Source organism: Paraburkholderia sp. GAS82 (genome assembly GCF_050436285.1).
Lineage (GTDB): Bacteria > Pseudomonadota > Gammaproteobacteria > Burkholderiales > Burkholderiaceae > Paraburkholderia > Paraburkholderia phenazinium_B.
On the sequence record NZ_JBNDLX010000008.1, the window covers coordinates 59,692 to 76,045 of the forward strand.

12 protein-coding genes and 1 tRNA gene are annotated in these 16,354 nt (G+C 63.9%); 12 read left to right on the forward strand and 1 reads right to left on the reverse strand.

Going from position 1 to position 16,354, the window contains the following annotated elements; all coding sequences use genetic code 11:
- The first annotated feature begins 15 nt into the window (after positions 1-15).
- From P3T17_RS24265 to guaD, 7 genes are all read left to right on the forward strand, one after another.
- A complete protein-coding gene (locus P3T17_RS24265; RefSeq protein WP_429409179.1) occupies positions 16-1,395 on the forward strand; it encodes an amidase in 1,380 nt (459 codons plus the stop codon).
- 83 nt (positions 1,396-1,478) lie between these two features.
- On the forward strand, positions 1,479-1,988 hold the full coding sequence (locus P3T17_RS24270) for a disulfide bond formation protein B (protein WP_074263690.1): 510 nt from the start codon (positions 1,479-1,481) through the stop codon (positions 1,986-1,988).
- A 416-nt stretch (positions 1,989-2,404) separates the two neighbouring features.
- Positions 2,405-3,949 (forward strand): xanthine dehydrogenase small subunit, encoded by a 1,545-nt coding sequence (xdhA, locus tag P3T17_RS24275; protein WP_429409180.1) that lies wholly within the window; start codon positions 2,405-2,407, stop codon positions 3,947-3,949.
- Complete coding sequence (gene xdhB, locus P3T17_RS24280) at positions 3,949-6,435, forward strand: xanthine dehydrogenase molybdopterin binding subunit (protein WP_429409181.1); 2,487 nt, start codon at positions 3,949-3,951, stop codon at positions 6,433-6,435. Before xdhA ends, xdhB begins: the two co-directional genes overlap by 1 nt.
- Before the next feature lie 90 nt (positions 6,436-6,525).
- Positions 6,526-7,533 (forward strand): xanthine dehydrogenase accessory protein XdhC, encoded by a 1,008-nt coding sequence (gene xdhC, locus P3T17_RS24285; protein ID WP_429409182.1) that lies wholly within the window; start codon positions 6,526-6,528, stop codon positions 7,531-7,533.
- 85 nt (positions 7,534-7,618) lie between these two features.
- The gene (locus P3T17_RS24290) at positions 7,619-8,665 is read left to right on the forward strand and encodes an adenosine deaminase (protein ID WP_429409183.1); all 1,047 of its coding nucleotides are present in this window, start codon (positions 7,619-7,621) and stop codon (positions 8,663-8,665) included.
- Positions 8,666-8,806: 141 nt separating this feature from the next.
- Positions 8,807-10,162: a guanine deaminase gene (guaD, locus tag P3T17_RS24295; protein WP_429409184.1), complete on the forward strand. Its 1,356-nt coding sequence runs from the start codon at positions 8,807-8,809 to the stop codon at positions 10,160-10,162.
- A gap of 234 nt (positions 10,163-10,396) precedes the next feature.
- Here the strand turns inward: guaD and P3T17_RS24300 are convergent, their stop codons facing one another.
- Entirely contained in the window at positions 10,397-11,086 is a 690-nt protein-coding gene (locus P3T17_RS24300; protein WP_429286946.1) for a DUF4136 domain-containing protein, read from the reverse strand.
- Positions 11,087-11,269: 183 nt separating this feature from the next.
- On the opposite strand from P3T17_RS24300, the gene pepN reads away from it, so the two are divergent.
- The 5 genes from pepN to P3T17_RS24325 all read left to right on the forward strand — a co-directional run bounded on the left by pepN (position 11,270) and on the right by P3T17_RS24325 (position 16,238).
- Entirely contained in the window at positions 11,270-13,969 is a 2,700-nt protein-coding gene (gene pepN, locus P3T17_RS24305) for an aminopeptidase N (RefSeq protein ID WP_429409185.1), read from the forward strand.
- A 191-nt stretch (positions 13,970-14,160) separates the two neighbouring features.
- Positions 14,161-14,442, forward strand: a complete 282-nt coding sequence (locus tag P3T17_RS24310) for a type II toxin-antitoxin system RelE/ParE family toxin (RefSeq protein ID WP_429286944.1) — start codon at positions 14,161-14,163, stop codon at positions 14,440-14,442.
- A gap of 17 nt (positions 14,443-14,459) precedes the next feature.
- Positions 14,460-14,915 (forward strand): HigA family addiction module antitoxin, encoded by a 456-nt coding sequence (locus P3T17_RS24315; protein WP_429409186.1) that lies wholly within the window; start codon positions 14,460-14,462, stop codon positions 14,913-14,915.
- Positions 14,916-15,090: 175 nt separating this feature from the next.
- The gene (locus P3T17_RS24320) at positions 15,091-16,107 is read left to right on the forward strand and encodes a class 1 fructose-bisphosphatase (RefSeq protein ID WP_074263682.1); all 1,017 of its coding nucleotides are present in this window, start codon (positions 15,091-15,093) and stop codon (positions 16,105-16,107) included.
- Positions 16,108-16,162: 55 nt separating this feature from the next.
- Positions 16,163-16,238: transfer RNA gene (locus P3T17_RS24325), tRNA-Thr, on the forward strand.
- The last annotated feature ends 116 nt before the right edge of the window (positions 16,239-16,354 follow it).

Here is a 16,354-nt window from a genome sequence, read left to right on the forward strand (position 1 = left end):
TGGACCGGAACGACCATGCCCACTGAATTCACGCCCTTCCCGCCGCTCGCCCAGCTCGCCGCCGATCTCGCCGCGGGCCGCACCACCAGCCGCAAACTCGTCGAAACCGCGCTCGAACGCATCGCCGACCCAGCCGGCCAGGGTTCGGCCGTTTTCATGCATGTCGATGCCGACCGCGCCCGCGCCGCCGCCGATGGACACGATCGTCTGCGCGCCGCAGGCTCGGTGATGTCGCCGCTCGCGGGGATTCCGGTGTCGATCAAGGACCTGTTCGACATCGAAGGCCAGGTGACCCGCGCCGGTTCGAGCGCACTCGCCGATGCGCCGCCCGCCACCGCCGATGCCGTCGCGGTTGCTCGCCTGAAGCGGGCGGGCGCTGTGATAGTCGGACGCACCAACATGAGCGAGTTCGCGTTCTCCGGGCTCGGGCTGAATCCGCACTACGGGCATCCGCTGTCCCCGTACCGGCGTGATGTGAAAGGCGACGAGCGGGTTTCGGGCGGCTCGTCCTCTGGGGCCGCAGCGTCGGTGGCGGACGGCATGGCCGCTATCGCGCTCGGCACCGACACCGGCGGGTCGATCCGCATCCCCGCCGCGCTGTGCGGGCTGACCGGCTTCAAGCCCACCGCCGACCGCATTCCCAAGCAAGGCGGCGTACCGCTTTCGCCGACGCTCGATTCATTCGGGCCGATCGGCGTCTCGGTTGCCTGCTGCGCACTGGTGGATCGCATGCTGGCGGGGCTCGAGCCGCGCATTCCGGCGGCTCGCCCGCTCGAAGGCGTGCGACTCGGCGTGCTCACCAACTATGTGACGGACGGCGTAGAACCGGCCGTGGCCGCTGCCATCGACACGGCGCTCAAACATCTGGAAGCCGCCGGGGCGATTGTCAGCGAAGTGCGTTTTGCGCCGCTCGACCGTTTGCCGGAGATCAACCGCTTCGGCTTTCCGTCGATCGAAGCGTACGCGTGGCACCGGCCGCTGCTGGAAAAGCACCGCCAGCAATACGACCCGCGCGTGCTGACCCGCATCATGAAAGGCCAGCCGGCCAGCGCAGCCGACTATCTCGATCTGGTGGCCGAGCGCAGCGCGTTGCTGGAAGCCGCCCGCAGCACGCTGTGGCAACGCTTCGACGCGATCGTCGCGCCCACGGTGCCAGTCGTGCCGCCGCGCGTGGCCGACCTCGTGCATGACGACGATGCCTTTGCCCGCACCAACGCCTTGATCCTGCGCAATCCGAGCGCATTTAATTTCCTCGACGCCTGCGCTCTCTCGCTGCCCTGCCATCCGCGCGGCGACGCGCCGGTCGGCCTCATGCTGGCGGGCGCCCCGCACGGCGACGACGCGCTGCTTGCCATTGGCCGCGCCGCCGAAGCCGTGCTCAAGACGATCAGGTAGCCGGAAACCGAAGGGCGGTGTTCGCGCTAGAATCGCGGGCACCCGCTCTTTTGAGTTTTCGACTTTCGACAGCCACACGATCCATGAATAACGACAATGCAATGCTGCGCCGCGAGCGCTCCCTGCTGGTTCTGCTTGGCCTGATCTGCGTTGCCCTGGTCGGCGGCGCGCTGTACATGCAGTACGGCCTGCACGAAGACCCTTGCCCACTGTGCATTCTGCAGCGCTACTTCTTTCTCCTGATCGCGATCTTTGCGTTCCTCGGCGCGCGCTTCGACAGCTGGCGCGGCGTACGGTTACTCGAAGCGCTGGCTGCGCTGTCGGCGCTGGCCGGCATCGCAACCGCGGCACGCCATGTGTATGTGCTGGCGAATCCGGGTTTTAGCTGCGGCTTCGACGCACTGCAACCGCTGGTCGACAGCCTGCCGCCGGCTCACTGGCTGCCGGGCGTGTTCAAGGTAGCCGGGTTGTGCGAGACGGCGTATCCGCCGATCCTCGGCCTTTCGCTGCCGGAGTGGTCGCTGCTCGCCTTTTTTGTCGCGTATGTGCCGCTGGTGTTGAGCCTCATCCGGAATCGCCGCCGGATCGCCTGAGAAAACGGGGCGTGACGGACGTTAGCCCCTGCGATGGCCCGGCTCCCTGCTGGGCCCGAACGCTCCGCTCCCGCGAAGAACTGCATACCTCGTCGTAAACACCTGGAAGCCGGAAAAGCGCCTTTTTGCTCGCGTCCGGTCCCATTCCCCCCTTTTTGGTGCTCACCGCACCGCCCGCTGCGCCCAGCTCCGCGTGGCTTTGCGGCTATTCCGCCGCGGCGGCCGCTGTCTCACGGGCCACGCCGCCTCCCACGCTCATGACCGTCCGCGAATAACCCGCATCACCGTGGGGAAATATTTTCGAGACGAGGTAGTGCTATCTTCGGATATGGATGGCGATCTACGTGCGCGAGGCCGGCTACGGCGCGACCCCCTGCGTAACGCGCGCCCGGTCCGCAATGTCTTTCGGATTCGCCATGACAACGCAAACCATCCGCTTCTTTTACCGTGGCGCCGTCCGTGAGGTTCATGGCGTGCCAGCGACGCGCACCGTGCTTCAGCACCTGCGCGAAGACCTGCATTGCACGGGCACCAAGGAAGGTTGCGCGGAAGGCGACTGCGGCGCCTGCACAGTCGTGGTCGGCGAACTCGACGCCAACCGGCACCTCACGCTCAAGGCGGTCAACGCCTGCATCCAGTTTCTGCCCACGCTCGATGGCCGGGCACTCTTCAGCGTCGAAGACCTGCCCACAGCGGACGGCACTCTGCATCCGGTTCAGCAGGCAATGGTCGATTGTCACGGCTCGCAGTGCGGTTTTTGCACGCCCGGCTTCGTGATGTCGATGTGGGCGCTATACGAAAACCAGCCGGCAGCCGCCGGCCTGCCGACGCGCGACGAGATCAATACCGCACTGTCGGGCAATCTGTGCCGCTGTACTGGCTACCGGCCGATCGTCGACGCTACGCAGAAGATGTTCGATTATGCGCAATATCCGCGCGTCCCGTTCGATCGCGCGGCGGTTGCCGAGGCGCTAAAGCCGCTGCAACGCCGCGATACTTTCGAATATCGTGCCGCCGATGTACGCGGCGACGCTTTCGGTACGCCACTCTTCTACGCCCCGGTCACGCTCGATGCCTTCGCTGCCTTGCGCGCCGGGCATCCGGACGCACGTCTCCTCGCCGGCAGCACGGATGTCGGGCTATGGGTCACCAAGCAGTTCCGCGACCTCGGCGACATCCTGTATCTCGGCAATGTGGCGGAACTGAAGACCATCGAGCGCGACGCGCAGACGCTGACAATCGGCGCGGCCGTAACACTGGAAGACGCGTACGCCGCGCTGGCTGTCGATTACCCTGAACTCGCCGAACTCTGGACTCGCTTCGCGTCGCTGCCGATCCGTAATGCGGGCACGCTCGGCGGCAATGTCGCGAACGGCTCGCCGATCGGCGACTCGATGCCGGCACTGCTCGCACTCGGCGCCGAAGTCGTGCTGCGTAACGGTGCCAAAACCCGCACGCTCCCGCTCGACGCTTTCTACCTCGGCTATCAGAAGACGGCGCTGGCCACCGGCGAATTCGTCGCCGCGATCCGCGTGCCGCGACCGGCACGGAATCTGCGCTTTCGCACCTACAAGGTCTCGAAGCGTTACGACCAGGACATCTCGGCGGTCTGCGCCGCGTTTGCACTGCGCATCGAGGACGACGTCATTGTCGAGGCGCGCCTCGCCTTCGGCGGCATGGCGGCGACACCGAAGCGCGCCGCCCACGCTGAAGCCGCGCTGACAGGCGCGGCCTGGGACGACACGGCAACCCAACGTGCCATGGATGCGCTCGCCGCCGACTATCAGCCGCTCTCCGACATGCGTGCGTCGAGCGCCTATCGGTTGAAGGTGGCGCGCAACCTGCTGCTGCGCTTCCAACTGGAAACGCGCGATCACGCACCGCTCACCCTGTTCGACGTCAACGCCTTCGCATTCGAAACGGGCGCTGCGGAAGTGGCGCCCGCGCAGGAGCCGCTGTGATGAACAAGCAGACCGACGCATTCATCCACCATGCCGCGGACCGGGCCGAAAGCGAGACGGCTTCGATCGGCACATCCTTGCCGCACGAGTCCGCCGCGTTGCATGTCAGCGGCGAAGCCACCTATACGGACGACATCCCCGAACTCCAAGGCACGTTGCACGCAGCGCTCGGACTGTCACGCCATGCGCACGCGCGGATCGCCTCGCTCGATCTGAGCGCCGTGCGCAGCGCCCCGGGCGTAATCGCGGTGTTGAGCGCCGCCGACATTCCTGGTGAGAACAACTGCGGCCCGGTGCTGCACGACGATCCGATCCTGGCCGACGGCGAGGTGCTGTATCTCGGTCAACCGGTATTCGCAGTCATTGCCGAAAACCACGAACTCGCGCGCCGCGCCGCGGCGCTGGCGAAAAGCGATGACGTGGTCCGCTATGAACCGTTGGACGTCGTGCTCACCCCTGCCGAAGCCAAAGCGAAAAAGCAGTTCGTCCTGCCGCCCTTGCATCTGACGCGCGGCGAGCCCGCGGCGAAAATCGCCGCCGCACCGCACCAGATCCTGGGCAGTTTCGAAGTTGGTGGGCAGGAGCAGTTTTATCTCGAAGGCCAGGTCGCGTATGCCGTCCCCAAAGAGATGGACAGCATGCTGGTCTACAGTTCGACACAGCATCCGAGCGAAATGCAACAGGTGGTCGCGCATATGCTCGACTGGCCGGCGCATAGCGTCGTCTGCGAATGCCGGCGTATGGGTGGTGGCTTCGGCGGGAAGGAATCGCAATCGGCATTGTTTGCCTGCGTCGCGGCGCTCGCCGCAAAGTTGCTGCAACGTCCGGTCAAACTACGCGCCGACCGCGACGACGACTTCATGATCACCGGCAAGCGCCACGATGCTGTCTACGAATACGAAACCGGCTTCGACGACACTGGCCGCATTCTCGGCGCACGGGTCGAAATTGCCCTGCGCGCAGGTTATTCTGCGGACCTTTCCGGCGCCGTCGCAACGCGCGCAGTGTGCCACTTCGACAACGCGTACTACCTGTCCGACGTGGACATCGTGGCGCTGTGCTGCAAGACCAACACGCAGTCGAACACCGCGTTTCGCGGCTTCGGCGGCCCGCAGGGCGCGTTGGTGATGGAAGTGATGCTCGACAGCATCGCCCGGCAGCTGAAACTCGATCCGCTCGATGTGCGGCTTGCCAATTACTACGGTGTCGGCCAGCGCGATGTCACGCCATACGGACAACGTGTCGAAGATAACGTGATTGCGCCGCTCACCGAGGAACTGCTCGCGAGCAGCGACTACCGGGCACGCCGCGCCGCGCTCGCTGCCTACAACGCAACGAGTCCCGTGCTCAAACGCGGCATCGCCTTCTCGCCGGTGAAATTCGGCATCTCGTTCAACGTGCCTTTTCTCAATCAGGCCGGCGCATTGGTGCACGTCTACAAGGACGGTTCAATCCTCGTCAATCACGGCGGCACCGAAATGGGCCAGGGGCTCAACACGAAGGTGGCCCAGGTGGTCGCCAACGAGCTCGGCGTGCCGCTCTCGCGGGTACGCGCGACGGCGACCGACACGTCCAAGGTGGCCAACACCTCGGCCACGGCCGCCTCCACCGGCAGCGATCTGAACGGCAAGGCAGCCGAAGCTGCGGCGCGCACGATTCGCGAGCGGCTGGCCGCGCTGGCTGCCAGAGAACTCGGCGGCGAACCCGACGCCGTGCAGTTCAAGGACAGCATGGTCCACGCCAACGGCGTGACAATGCCGTTCGCACAACTCGTCAACACGGCGTATCTGGCGCGTGTGCAGTTGTGGTCCGATGGCTTCTACACGACACCCAAGGTGCACTGGGACGCGAAGACACTGACCGGTCATCCGTTCTACTATTTCGCGTATGGTGCGGCGGTATCGGAAGTCGTGGTGGATACGCTGACGGGCGAATGGAAGCTCGTGCGAGCCGACGTGCTGCACGATGCCGGGCAGTCGATCAATCCGGCCATCGACATCGGCCAGGTCGAAGGCGGCTTCATCCAGGGCATGGGCTGGCTGACCACCGAGGAACTCTGGTGGAACCGCGACGGTCGACTCATGACGCACGCGCCGTCGACGTACAAGATTCCGGCGGTCAGCGATACGCCCGCCGCTTTCCACGTGCAGCTCTATCGCAACGAGAATGCGGAGCCGACCGTGTTCCGCTCGAAGGCGGTCGGCGAGCCACCGCTCTTGCTGCCGTTCTCGGTGTTTCTTGCGATCCGCGATGCGATTGCAGCGACGGCGCCGCAAGCGAATCATGCCCCGCCGCTGCGCGCGCCGGCGACGCCCGAGGCGATTCTCGATGCGCTGGAGGCGATGCAGCAGGCAGCGTCCGTTGTGAGCATGCCGGCGGCAGGTTCAAGCGATCCAAAGGAGCCCGAAACAGCAGCAACTTCGGTGGGCAATACAACAGCCGGCGCAGCGCCAAAGACACCGGCCAGCGTCGACACCGCAACATGAATTTTCCCGCGCCGCGCGACACGAACGCACAGCGTTACGCTTAACCGGCTGCACGGACACCCCTTGCAGCCATGGATGGAGAACCGCCGGATGCAACCCTGGCTAACCGATCTGCAACAACTGCTCGCACACGGCGACGCCGCCGTGCTGGTGACGGTCGCGCGCGTCGAAGGATCGGCGCCGCGCGAAGCCGGCACCAAGATGATTGTCACGCGCGATTCGGCACGCCATACGATCGGCGGCGGCCACCTCGAATGGAAAGCCATCGAGTCCGCGCGCCAGGTCCTCAAGGAAGGCATGCGCATGTCGCATATGCGCCGGCTCGAACGCTTCGCGCTCGGTCCGAGTCTCGGCCAATGCTGCGGCGGCGCGGTGGTGCTCGCATTCGAGCGTCTGGACGTGGCCGATCTCGGCTGGATCAGCTCGCTCGCCAAGCGCGTGGCGGCCGGCCAGTCGACGGTGCGTAGCGTATCATTCGGCCCCGCGCCGGATGCGGTGATGCTGTCCGAACCTGAGCCCGGCGTCGAAAGCACCGACTGTCTGCTGTGGGACGGCGCCGGCTTCGAGGAAAGCAGTTCGCTGCTCACCGAGACCATCGCGCCGCGCGACTTCGCGGTGGTGCTGTTCGGCGCCGGACACGTCGGCGCCGCGCTCGTGCGCGTGCTTGGAACGCTGCAGTGCCACGTGCGCTGGGTGGACGAGCGCGACGCCCAGTTTCCGCCGCCCGAGTTGCTGCAGGCGTCGAATGTGACGATCGATCCGAACGATGCGCCCGACGAAGCGATCGACCAGGCCGCACCGCAGACGTACTTTATTGTGATGACGCACAACCATACGCTCGACCTCGAGCTCGCCGAGCGCATCTTGCGGCGCGGTGACTTCGCGTTCTTCGGCATGATCGGCTCGCACTCCAAGCGCAAGCAGTTCGAACACCGGCTCGCCGCCCGCGGCATCGATCCTGCGCAGATTGCGCGGATGAAATGCCCGCTCGGCGTGGATGGCATCGACGACAAGTCGCCGGAGATCATCGCAATTTCCGCGGCCGCGCAAGTATTGCAGGCAGTCGAAGCGAACGCGCACGCTACCCAGGCGGCGTGACCGCTCAGCGCCTTGCGGTACACATCCGGTAAAGCCCAACTTCTCGCACACCAGACCATTAAATCGAACCACTAAAGAAACCAGTATGAATACGCCCACCGCTCTCACTCTCGCCGACAAAGTGGCCGCCGCGCCGAAGGCCGAACTGCATATACATATCGAAGGCTCACTGGAACCCGAGCTGATTTTCAAGCTCGCCGAACGCAACGGCGTGACGCTCGCCTACGATTCGATCGAAGCATTGCGCAAAGCGTATGCGTTTACCGATCTGCAATCGTTCCTCGACATCTACTACGCCGGTGCGAGCGTACTGCTGCACGAGCAGGATTTCTACGACATGACGATGGCCTACGTCGAGCGCTCGCTCGCCGACAACGTCATCCACACCGAGATTTTCTTCGACCCGCAGACGCACACCGAACGGGGCGTGTCGATCGCCACCGTCGTGGCCGGCATCGAGCGTGCGCTCGCCGACGCGGAGAAGCGCGGCCTCACGAGCAAGCTGATCCTGTGTTTCCTGCGCCACCTCTCCGAGGAAGACGCGCTTGCCACCTTCGACGAAGCGTTGCCGTTGTTTGACCAGTACAAGCATCGGCTGATCGGCGTCGGTCTCGATTCGTCCGAGCGCGGCCATCCGCCGTCGAAGTTCGAGCGTGTGTTTGCGAAGGCGCGGGCCAAGGGTCTGAAGCTCGTAGCGCATGCAGGCGAGGAAGGGCCGCCGTCGTATATCTATGAAGCGCTGGATCTGCTCAAGGTGGACCGCGTCGACCATGGCGTGCGCAGCATCGAAGACCCGGCGCTCGTCACGCGGCTGGCCGACACGCGCGTCGCACTGACGGTGTGCCCGCTGTCGAACCTCAAGCTGTGCGTGTTCGACGATCTGACCAAACACACGCTGAAGGCGCTGCTCGACAAGGGCGTCGCCGTCACCGTGAATTCCGACGATCCGGCTTACTTCGGCGGCTACGTCAATGCGAACTACCTCGCCACCATCGAGGCGCTCAAGCTCACCGATGCCGAGGTCTACACGATCATCCGCAACAGCTTCGAGGCGGCGTTCGTCGCGCCCGCGGAACGCGATGCGTTGATCGCGAAACTCGACGCGCACTGGCACGCCGCTGACGCGGACTGACCAGCGCGGTCTGGAGCGCGAACAGCAGGAGAAGCGGCGCGAGCGCGCCGCACCTGCGACTCGCCTCTTCCGCTTTGTTTGCGGCGTCATTTACCGCCAATTTATCGCTTCATATTCCATACAACGGAGACGGCTTTCCCCATGAATCACTCGGCTCAAGCGGCCCAAACCGCATTCCGCGCGCAACTGCTGACCTTCAACGGCGACCCTGCGCAATCGTCCAACGCAGCGGTCTTCAACGAAGACGGCCTGCTGATCGTGGAAGACGGCCACGTCGTCGCAGCGGGCGCGTATGCAGCGCTGTCGTCCCAGCTCGCCCCCGGCACGCAGGTGCAGGACATGCGCGACAAGCTTATCGTGCCTGGCTTTATCGACACGCACATTCACTATCCGCAGACGGACATGATCGCCTCGCCCGCGCCCGGCCTTCTGCCGTGGCTCGATACCTATACCTTCCCGACCGAGCGCCGCTTCGCGGATCCGGCCTACGCTCAGGACACGGCCAGTTTCTTCGTCGAAGAACTGCTCGCCTGCGGCACGACCACGGCGCTCGTGTATTGCACGGTGCATAAGGAATCTGCGGATGCGCTTTTCACCGAGAGCGAGGCCCGCAACCTGCGCATGGTGGCTGGCAAGGTGCTGATGGATCGCAACTGCCCCGAGTTCCTGCGTGACACCGCGCAGTCGGGCTACGACGACAGCGCCGAGTTGATTAGCCGCTGGCATAACCGTGGCCGCCAGATGTATGCGCTGACGCCGCGCTTCGCACCGACCTCGACTGAGGCCCAACTCGAAGCGTGCGGTGTGCTCGCGCGCGAGCATGCGGATATTTTCATCCAGAGCCACGTCGCCGAAAACACCGACGAGGTGAAATGGGTCGCCGATCTGTTCCCCGGCCATCGCAGCTATCTGGACATTTACGATCACTACGGCCTGCTGCGCCGCCGTGCCGTGTATGGCCACTGCATCCACCTCGACGCGGAAGACCGTAAGCGGATGGCGCAGACTGGCACGGTCGCTTCGCATTGCCCGACCTCGAACCTGTTCCTCGGCAGCGGTCTGTTCGACTTCGACAAGGCCGCCGAAGCCGGCATGCCGGTCGCACTCGCGACCGACGTCGGCGGCGGCACGTCGTTCTCGATGCTGCAGACGATGAACGAAGCGCACAAGGTGGCGCGTCTCACCGGCCATCATCTGACCGCCACGCGGATGTTCTGGCTCGCCACGGCAGGTGCCGCCGAAGCGCTTGACCTGGCGGACAAGGTCGGCACGCTGGCGCCGAAGTCGGAAGCGGATTTCATCGTGCTCGATCCGCAGGCGACGCCGCTGCTGGCGCGCCGCACCGGGCGCACCGAGTCGCTCGAAGAACTGCTGTTCGCCTTCGCGCTGCTCGGCGACGACCGCGCGATCTTTGAAACCTACGCTGCCGGCAAGCGCGTGCATCAACGCGAAGCGCCGCGGCAACATACGGCGCGCAAGGCGAAGATCGCTGCGTAAGCCTGGCTCGACGCGCTCGGCTCGTGGCTCGCGGCTCGCGGCTCGCGGCTCGCGGCTCGCGGACGTTAGCGTTCTGAGCCACCACAGTCTGCAAGCCAGGTAGTTAGCGCCGCGAGTTTCGAACGTTACGACGCAAAACGGCCCGGCAGGTTCACCCTGCCGGGCCGTTTTGCTTGCGCGTCTGTCGCGGCTTGCTAGCCGATGGCCAACAAGCTTCCTGCTCGCTGCGTGCTCTTACTGCACGACCGTCGGAGCCGCAACCGGCGAACCCGGCGCCGGCGCACCGGCCGCCTCGTTCGACATCCCAGCATTCTTGTCGACCGGCAACTTGACCGTGCGCACCGCGCCATTGCTCAACGGGAAATCCGCCAGCGCACTACGCGCCAGATACGGCATGGCACGCACCAGCGACGCCTCGTCGCCCGCGTTGCGCGCCAGTACGTTGTAGACCTCCTTGCCAGTCGCGCGGTCCGTGATGCGGACGCCGAGCGTATGTGTAAACACGGGGTAAGTGGAAGTCACATAGGCGGGAGGAAACGCTCCGAACGGACCCCACGGGTCGATCGGACGGCCCCAGTAAGGTCCCGGCCACGGGCTGCTGTAAAACACCGGCTCGGTCACGCTGACGGCCTGGCTCTTGGTGCCGTACGAGAGGCCAACCAGATAATGAGCCTGCTGTGCGTCGACCTGCCTGAACGCGCGCACGGCCAGCTCATTGGCCACCAGCACCTCGTAGGTCTGCTGTTCCAGGCTGTTCTGCTGCGCGGGGCCACGCGTGAACGCATAAGTACGGCTCGCGTCGCTGCCGCTCCAGTCGGAGAACGCTGTCACCTGGGTGGTCACGTAACTGGTGCAGCCAGAGAGCAGTGCCGTCAGCGCCACCAGCATCAGCATGACGCGCCCGGTCCAACGGTCTGATTTCATGGTCATCCTCATCCTTACGAGTAATCGCCGCACGCAAGCGCGGCGGCCCGATCATACGCTGACCTGGCCCCGAGACAAAAAGTTCGACCCGCAGAGCGGCCCGAGCTTTCTTTGTACAATGGCTGACATACCGGTGCGTACTGGATGCGCCGCCGGCTCAATATCTTATTCTTACAAACCGCCATGGCTGATACCGCAACGCCCCCTGTGATCCGTCGCGCCGACTACGCGCCGCCCGCCTTCCTGATCGATACCGTGGCACTTGAGTTCGATCTCGTGCCCGAACGCACAGTCGTCAAAAATACGATGCGCCTGCGCCGCAATCCGGACGCCGCGCACGCGACACATCTCGAACTGATCGGCGAACGACTCGAGTTCGTCAGCGCGGCCATCGACGGCGCGCCATATACCGCGGTGCGTCCGGCGGAACACGGGCTGACCGTCGAGAACGTACCGGACAGCTTCGAACTGACGATCACGAGCATCTGCAAACCCGTTGAAAACACTACGCTCTCGGGCCTGTACGTGTCCAGCGGCAACTTCTTTACCCAGTGCGAGGCAGAGGGCTTTCACGGCATTACCTATTTCCTCGACCGGCCGGACGTGATGGCGACTTACACTGTCACGCTGCGCGCTGACAAGGCCGCGTATCCGGTGCTGCTGTCGAACGGCAATCTGCTCGAGGAAGGCGATCTGCCCGACGGCCGCCATTTCGCCCGCTGGGAAGATCCGTTCCGCAAACCCTGCTACCTGTTCGCACTGGTAGCAGGCAAGCTGGTGTGCATCGAAGAACGCGTGAAGAGCGGCTCCGGCGCAGAGAAACTGCTGCAGGTGTGGGTCGAACCGCACGACCTGGACAAGACCCGTCACGCCATGGATTCGCTGATCCATTCGATCCGCTGGGACGAAGAGCGCTTCGGGCTGGAACTCGACCTGGACCGCTTCATGATCGTCGCCGTGAGCGACTTCAACATGGGCGCGATGGAGAACAAAGGGCTCAACATCTTCAACACGAAGTACGTGCTGGCGAACCCGGAAACCGCGAGCGATACCGACTTCGCCAACATCGAAGCGGTGGTGGGCCACGAGTACTTCCACAACTGGACCGGCAACCGCGTGACCTGCCGCGACTGGTTCCAGTTGAGCCTGAAGGAAGGCCTGACGGTGTTCCGCGACCAGGAGTTCTCGGCCGACATGGCGGGCGGTCACAACGGTCACGACGAAGCCGCGCGCGCCACCAAGCGCATCGAAGACGTGCGCGTGCTGCGCCAGATGCAGTTCGCCGAAGACGCGGGTCCGATGGCGCATCCGGTACGCCCGGAAAGCTACGTCGAGATCAACAACTTCTACACGATGACGGTGTACGAGAAGGGCTCGGAAGTCGTGCGGATGTATCAGACGCTGTTCGGCCGCGATGGCTTCCGCAAGGGCATGGACCTGTACTTCAAGCGCCACGACGGCCAGGCCGTGACCTGCGACGACTTCCGTCATGCGATGGCGGACGCGAACGGACGCGACCTTGCCCAGTTCGAACGCTGGTATAGCCAGGCCGGCACGCCGCGCGTGGCTGTCAAGACTGCGTACGACGCTGCGGCTCGCGCCTACCGCGTGACACTCACGCAAGGCTACGGCGACGCTGCGCCGGCCGCCCGCGAGACGCAAAAGGGTGCGCTGCTGATCCCGTTTGCGATCGGCCTGATCGGCAAGGACGGTGCGGATCTGCCGCTGCGGCTTGAGGGCGAAGCGAGCGCGGCGCCGGGCACTACGCGTGTCCTCGAATTTACCGAGAGCGAGCAGACCTTCACGTTCGTCGATGTCGCCGAAAAGCCGCTGCCTTCGCTGCTGCGCAATTTCTCGGCACCGGTGATCGTCGAATACGACTATAAGGCCGACGAACTCGCCTTCCTGCTCGCCCACGACAGCGACCCTTTCAACCGCTGGGAAGCCGGTCAGCGGCTGGCGACGCGCGAGTTGCTCGCACTAGCCGGGCGTGCCGCGACCGGCGCGCCGTTGCAGCTGGACGATTCGATCGTCGCCGCATTTGCACGCGTGCTGACCGACGAATCGCTCTCGCCGGCGTTCCGTGAGCTGGCGCTGATTCTGCCATCCGAAGCGTATCTGGCCGAGCAGATGTCCGAGTCGAATCCGGCTGCAGTGCATGCTGCCCGCCAGTTCGTACGCAAGCGCCTCGCCACGGCGCTCAGGAACGAATGGCTCGCGGTGTACGAACAGCACCATACGCCGGGCGAGTACGAAGCCACGCCGAAGGCAAGCGGACATCGTGCGTTGAAGAATCTTGCGCTGTCCTATCTCGCCGAACTGGACGATCCGGCCGAAGCCGTGCGCCTCGCCTCGGCGCAGTATGCCGCTGCAAATAACATGACCGATCGCTCAGCCGCGCTGTCCGCGTTGCTCAACGCTGCAGCGGCCGGCGGCGGCACGCAGGCGCAGGAAGCGCTCGACGACTTCTATCGCCGCTTCGAGAAGGAACCGCTTGTCATCGACAAGTGGTTCGCCCTGCAGGCCACCCAGCGCGGCAACGCACAACGTCCGGTGATCGAGATCGTGCGCAGGCTGATGACTCATCCGGCGTTCACGTTGAAAAATCCGAACCGCGCCCGCTCGCTGATTTTCAGTTTCTGCGCGGCCAACCCGGCACAGTTCCACGCCGAAGACGGGTCGGGTTACGCGTTCTGGGCCGAGCAGGTCATCGCGCTCGACGCGCTGAATCCGCAGGTCGCCGCGCGCCTCGCCCGCTCGCTCGAACTGTGGCGTCGCTTCACGCCGAAGTTGCGCGACGGCATGCGCGCAGCCCTGGAGAAAGTAGCGGCACAGGTGAAATCGCGCGACGTGCGCGAGATCGTTGAGAAGGCGCTCGCCTGATCTGCCTGGGTACTTTCAGGCAGGAGAAAGCCGGCACATGTGGCCGGCTTTTTTTCGTCCGCAAAGTCCGTAGGAGTCGGTCCTACACAGGCGTTGGCCATTCGGACGACTGTTTTTGTTGGGCCGCCGGGGTGAAAGTAAACCCGTTCATTTAACGGTTTACGTTTAACGTGAGGCGTTATATCATCCCTATGATTACGACATTCGGCAACAAGGCTACAGCACTGTTATTTAGAGGCGGCTTCGTCCGTTCGTTACCCACGCAAATTCAGTCCGCCGCGCATCGCAAGCTGCTCATGATCGACGCCGCGGTTTCGGTTGAAGACCTGTACACGCCGCCCGGCAATCGGCTGGAGGCGCTGCAAGGGCTACGTAGCGGGCAATGGAGCATCCGCATCAACGCGCAGTGGCGCATCTGCTTCCACTTCGTGGATGGCGAGGCGCTGAATGTCGAGGTCGTCGATTATCACTGATTGATTGGGAGACCAGCATGGTCATCAAACGCTCCGAGCTGGAAAGCACCGACTTTTCGGACATCGAAACTGGCGAGCAAATTGCGCCCGTCCATCCGGGCGAGATCCTGCGCATCGAGTTTCTCGATCCGCTCGGCATGTCGGTCAACGCTTTGGCAAAAGCGCTGCGTGTGCCTACGCCGCGCATCAACGACGTGGTGCTCGGCAAGCGCGCAATCTCGGCAGATACCGCGCTGCGGCTTGGCCGTTATTTCGGCGCAAGCGCGCAGTTCTGGCTCAATCTGCAAATCGCCTACGACCTGCGCATCGCCACTGAGGCAGCCGGCGAGCAGATCGCCAACGAGATCGAACCGCTCGCCCGCGCACGGAGGCCGAAACTGCCGGGTATGCCGCGTGGCCACGCACGCGCGGTCAGCCACGCGGCAAGCATGGTCAGCAACGTTGCCGCGGTGAAGGCAGCGCGCAAAGCCTGAGATTCGAGGTCGACGCCAGCACTCCGTCGCCTTTCCGGACGGGTTGGGCGCCTGCTACGGCGGTGGTGTGTGCTGGTGCAGCACGCGCATTCCGCCTCAAATTTTTCTGTGGCACAGGAAAGACACAGCGAGCGGGTAAAATCACGGGATTCCTTCGCCTTACCGGAGTACTGCAATGGCTTTGCAACGTCGTACCACTCTCACGAAGTATCTGATCGAGCAGCAGCGCGAAACCAACAACCTGCCGGCAGATCTGCGCCTGCTGATCGAAGTCGTCGCAAGGGCTTGCAAGGCGATCAGCTACCACGTCAGCAAGGGCGCGCTGGGCGACGCGCTCGGCACCGCCGGCAGCGAGAACGTCCAGGGCGAGGTGCAGAAAAATCTCGACATTCTGTCGAACGAAATCCTGCTGGAAGCGAACGAATGGGGCGGCAATCTGGCCGGCATGGCGTCCGAAGAAATGGAGAAGTTCTCGCCGATTCCGGCCAACTATCCGAAAGGCGAATATCTGCTGGTGTTCGATCCGCTGGATGGCTCGTCGAACATCGACGTGAACGTGTCGATCGGCACTATCTTCTCGGTGTTGCGCTGCCCGGACGGCCAGCAGCCGACTGAACAGTCGTTCCTGCAACCAGGCACGCAGCAGGTCGCCGCCGGCTACGCCGTCTACGGTCCGCAAACCGTGCTGGTGCTGACCACCGGCAACGGCGTGAACTGCTTCACGCTCGACCGCGAGCTGGGTTCGTGGGTACTCACGCAAAGCGACATGACCATTCCGGTCGAAACGCGCGAATACGCGATCAACGCGTCGAACGAGCGCCACTGGTACCCGGCTGTCCATCAGTACATCGATGAACTGAAGGCCGGCAAGGACGGCTCGCGTCAGGAAGACTTCAATATGCGCTGGATCGCATCGATGGTCGCCGATGTGCACCGTATCCTGAATCGCGGCGGCATCTTCATGTACCCGGCGGACAAGCGCTCCCCGGACAAGCCAGGCAAGCTGCGCCTGATGTACGAGGCCAATCCGATGGCGTTCATCGTCGAACAGGCAGGCGGCGCCGCAACCAACGGCGAGAAGCGCATTCTGGATATTGTTCCGAAAAGCCTGCACGAACGGGTGGCCGTGTTCCTCGGCTCGAAGAACGAGGTAGACCGCGTAACCCGCTACCATCTCGAAACAAAAAGTTGAACCCGGGGGCTTGCCAAGGCGTCAATAAAGTCCCTATAATCTCGTTTCTCCTGATGCCGGAATAGCTCAGACGGTAGAGCAGCGCATTCGTAATGCGAAGGTCGGGGGTTCGATTCCTCTTTCCGGCACCAACAGATTCAAGCACTTAGCCCAGTCATTGCGACTGGGCTTTTTGCTTTCTGGGGCGCACGTAACCGCCATGCAGCCAGATTCAGTCAACCAGCACAAGCCACGCAGGCCCAACCTT